Origin of the sequence: uncultured Campylobacter sp. (assembly GCF_938040115.1) — a bacterium.
In the GTDB taxonomy this organism is placed as follows: Bacteria; Campylobacterota; Campylobacteria; order Campylobacterales; family Campylobacteraceae; genus Campylobacter_A.
In genome coordinates, this window is record NZ_CALHXD010000150.1 from 1 (window position 1) to 3,945 (window position 3,945).

General features: G+C 47.9%; 3 protein-coding genes and 1 pseudogene. 2 read left to right on the forward strand and 2 right to left on the reverse strand.

Translation table 11 applies throughout. The features are described from left to right. Positions 1 to 237: 237 nt before the first annotated feature. Together Q0314_RS05375 and Q0314_RS05380 are read left to right on the forward strand one after the other, a co-directional pair. Entirely contained in the window at positions 238 to 1,767 is a 1,530-nt protein-coding gene (locus Q0314_RS05375) for a phosphatase PAP2/dual specificity phosphatase family protein (protein ID WP_298057334.1), read from the forward strand. A gap of 164 nt (positions 1,768 to 1,931) precedes the next feature. Continuing rightward, complete coding sequence (locus Q0314_RS05380; RefSeq protein ID WP_298057336.1) at positions 1,932 to 2,384, forward strand: hypothetical protein; 453 nt, start codon at positions 1,932 to 1,934, stop codon at positions 2,382 to 2,384. 409 nt (positions 2,385 to 2,793) lie between these two features. Here Q0314_RS05380 and Q0314_RS05385 read toward each other — a convergent pair whose 3' ends face one another. Together Q0314_RS05385 and Q0314_RS11295 are read right to left on the reverse strand one after the other, a co-directional pair. Then, the gene (locus Q0314_RS05385) at positions 2,794 to 3,447 is read right to left on the reverse strand and encodes a hypothetical protein (protein ID WP_298057338.1); all 654 of its coding nucleotides are present in this window, start codon (positions 3,445 to 3,447) and stop codon (positions 2,794 to 2,796) included. A gap of 2 nt (positions 3,448 to 3,449) precedes the next feature. Further along, positions 3,450 to 3,725: pseudogene (locus Q0314_RS11295) on the reverse strand (barstar family protein); the annotation flags it as partial. Positions 3,726 to 3,945: the final 220 nt, after the last annotated feature.

The following is a 3,945-nucleotide window of genomic DNA, read 5'->3' on the forward strand; positions in this document are numbered from 1 at the left end:
TAAGGGGGAAGGGAGCGACTTCGTAATTCAAGCCCCTTCCCCCTTAACAAGAAAGGTTGATTTGCGCAAAAGCTTAATGCACAACACCAAATTTAACCAAAACCAAATTTAGCATTTTCAGGGTACGGGTCTCGGCGAGTAAATTTTACGTTTTTACGTCAAGCGAGCGATATCGGCGATTAAGCCGTGAAAACGCAAAGCCGCTAAAATTTGATAGAATTAGCAAAAAAGGTAAAAATGAAAACGAAATTGTTTTTATCGCAGCTGGCTGCGCTAGTCGTCGTTGCGGCGATATTTTACGCCAGCTACGGCGCTACAAACGCCCTCGCGAGCGCTCGCGCAAACGTGCCCGAGATCTATTTCGCGTGGGAACGCGCGCTGCCGTTTTGGGCGTGGAGCATCGTGCCGTACTGGTCGCTAAATTTACTCTACGCGCTTGGATTTTTTCTCTGCCGTGACGCCGGGGAGCTCGCGCGCTACGTTACGCAGCTGCTGGCCGCGCAGGTGATCGCGACGCTATTTTTTATCGCCTTTCCTCTGCAAATGTCGTGGGAAAAGCCTGCGGTTTCGGGCTTTAGCGGCTTTTTGTTCTCAAGCCTCGCCGCCTTTGACCTCCCGTTTAATCAAGCCCCGTCGCTACACATCATGCTTTGCGTCGTCGTGGGCGCATTTTACCTTCGCAAGGTGCGCGCGGTTTGGCTTAAAGTGGCGCTTGCGGCGTGGTTTGCGCTCATCGGCCTTAGCGTGCTGACCACGTATCAGCACCATTTCATCGACATTCCGACGGGATTAGCCGCCGGCTGTTTTGTGCTGCTCATTCGTCCGATGGATGGCGAGCCGACTAGGCTTGCTATGGCCGCGGAGGCTGCGCGCTACAAATGGGCGGCTCTGTATCTGGGGCTTGCGTTTTTGACGCTTTTTGCGGCGATTGCGGGAGCTAAAATTTGGAGCTCGTGGGCGCTGTGGCTGTCGTGGGCGAGCCTTAGTTTTGCGCTGGTTGCTTGCGGTTACGCGTTTTTGGGTGCGGGAGTTTTTGCCAAAAACGGGCAAGGCAAACACGCCGCCGCGGTTAAAGCCTTGCTCTTTCCCTATCTTTGCGTCGCGCGACTAAATGCGCTTTTTTGGCTACGCGGACGCCGGCTTTCAGACGAGATTTTGCCGGGGCTGTATCTTGGCTCGGTTAAGCAGGCGGGCAAATTTGACGCGGTGCTTGACTGCGCGGCCGAGTTTGAGCGGCCTGGCGGCGCGCAAATTTATGCGAGCGTGCCTATGCTAGATATGATAACGCCGAGCGTAGACGAGCTAAAACGCGGCGCGGACGAACTTGAGCGGCTCGTAAAAAGGGCTCTTTGCGTCGGCGAAAATTTGCCGCGAAAGGCGGAGCTGGGATCAAATTTTGGCGCCGAAGCGGGTTGTGCGCACGGGCGAGATTTTAAATTTCATGAGCAAGCGAGCTCGCGGGTAAATTTGCAAACGTGCGGCTCGGCAAACGAAAGCAAGATCGCCGAGGTTGGGCAAATTCTCACGGGTTCAAACGAACGAGCCGCCGAGCAAAACGATAAAAAGGTGCTGGTCTGCTGCGCGCTGGGCTACGGCAGGAGCGCGTCGGTGTTGCTCGCTTGGCTTGTGATTTACGCGGGACTAGGATTTGACGACGCGCTAAATTTGTTAAAATCTCGCCGCGAAAAGATCGCAGTCGCTAGCTCGCTGCGCGAGCGGATAGCGCGGCTAGCCGCAGAAGCCCGCGCAAATTCGAAAGCGGAGTAAAGAAGCGGCAAATTTAAGCGCGAAATAGGCGCAGGCCAAATTTGATCAAGTCCGGCTTGAGGGATTAAATTTAAAAAATCTGTCGGCTGGAAACAAGCGGCATTGCAAAATTCTCGGCGAAAACGAACGAAAATTTAACCAAACGCCCAAAATAAGGAGAGAAAATGACGAATGCGGAGCAAAGCAAAAAAGCGGCGCAAGACGGGGAGCGGGAATACCGTCAAAGGACGAACGATAGGGCTTTGGCGCTGGTTACGGCTAGATTTTTAGCGACGCATAGGCTGTTTTTCTTGTTAAATTTACTTCAGCTGGCCGTCTGCCTTCGCATTTTTGCAAATTTTGCCGTTGTTGCGGGCTTTTTGGCGGCTTTTGCGGTGTTATTTTATCTGCATGTTAGGCTGCATTTTGACACGCTTATATTTAAGGATTTTGCGGAGGGGAGGCTTGATTGCGGTAAATTTGATGCGGCGCTTTTAGAGCTAAATTTAACTAGCAAACTGCCTAAAATCCGCGATATGAAAAGTCGTTGCGCTGGAGCCATTCGGCTATATAAACTAACGGCCGCGCTTAGTTCGGCGCTTATTTTAGCGGCCTTAGCGATGCGTTATTTGGACTAAATTTACGGCGGAGAAACGGGCTTTATCGGCGGTTAGACGCAAGTTTGCAAACGACCGGGCGGGTAAGGCCAAGACAAAACGCCGCCTGATAAATGAAACGCTAAGCGCGATAAACCCCGCGTTAAGACGCGACTGCAAATTTAGATAAAAGCGCTCAAGCAAACGACGAATGCGCGCCCGAGTTTTGAGCGCCCCGCCAAAGAGAGTAAGGTAAAACAAAGCCTCGCCGATACGTTTTTTGGCAAATACGAGCGAGCCTAACGCCCTAAATTTAACCGCCCGGCAAACGCGAAACCAGGCAAGCGAGCAAAATTCGGCTATGGGCGGCGAAAATTTATAGCCTGATTTAAGCTAAGGTAAATTTACGCCAAAGTCACGCGGTCGCCAAACTCCCAAAAAGCCGGTAAATTTAAGCTAAAACGAAAGCGTCATGCAGGCTAAACCCGCTTATTTGCTGCGATAAAAACGCGTCCAAAATATCGCGAGAGAAAAATAGCCCCATGCCGTTTATATGAAACGCCTTATCTTCTATTTTTTGCGATAGCGATATTTTTCTAGGGACGATTTGCGTCATTAAGTCGCCATATTCGTCTGGGGCGTCAATGCTTCTTACGATATCGATAAATTTTCCTTGCTCTTTATCATAATCTTGATATACAAAAATAGACTCGGGAAAATTTACGATATTAACGCCGTATTTGGGGAAACTAACCGCGAAATATTTACCGCTCCAGCCGTCAATTTCGACGGGTACTTTTATCAGATTATTAATCTTAAAGGATTTGATGACGTCTGCTGCTTTTTGCGAAATCAAAAAATCCAAATCAAAAATACCCGAGTCGCAAGAAACGATATCGGTTTGTTTTGCTCGTTTTAGCGCAAACGCTTTAACGCATTCGTCTTTAAATGCGGATAAATTTAGCGGATTCGTAAAAACGTCCGCAAATTTGTCTTTGACGTCTTTAGAGGGAAAGGATTTGGCGTCTATAAACTCCGTCTGATATAGGCCGTTTCTAACGCCGATTACCGCCGGTTCGCAGCTGGTTCTTATTTCTTGCAGCAAGTCTATCCTTTGCTCGTTAAATTTACTAATATCGTAGGCGTCTTATCAGCCGATAAGCGCGTATTTACGGCTTCTAGGGCTAATAAAAATTTGCGTCTCAAATCGTTTGATGCTTTAGATAAATTTCTAACGTTTAATAAAAGGCATTCGTCATCGTTTAAAGAGTAGCGAGTCATGGGCTCTTCGTCCCCAAATGTTCTTAAATCAGATAAGCAATCTATCAAAGCGGCGAGATTTTTGCCGTAAAAGTCCGGAAAACCGAAAATTTCCGCCATTTTTAGGTGAAAATTTTTGTATTATTCGTCTAAATTTTTAGAATAAATATCTAAAAAATCTATATCTACGCTAATAAATTTCATCGTTGAATGCCTTTAAATTTATTTTAGCAAACAAGCCGTATCCACGCCTAAATAAAAAAAGAATTTTTCCGTAAATTCTAAACCATTGATGTAAATTTCATCCTCTACGTTAAACAAATACGCATCCAGCCCGCCCAAA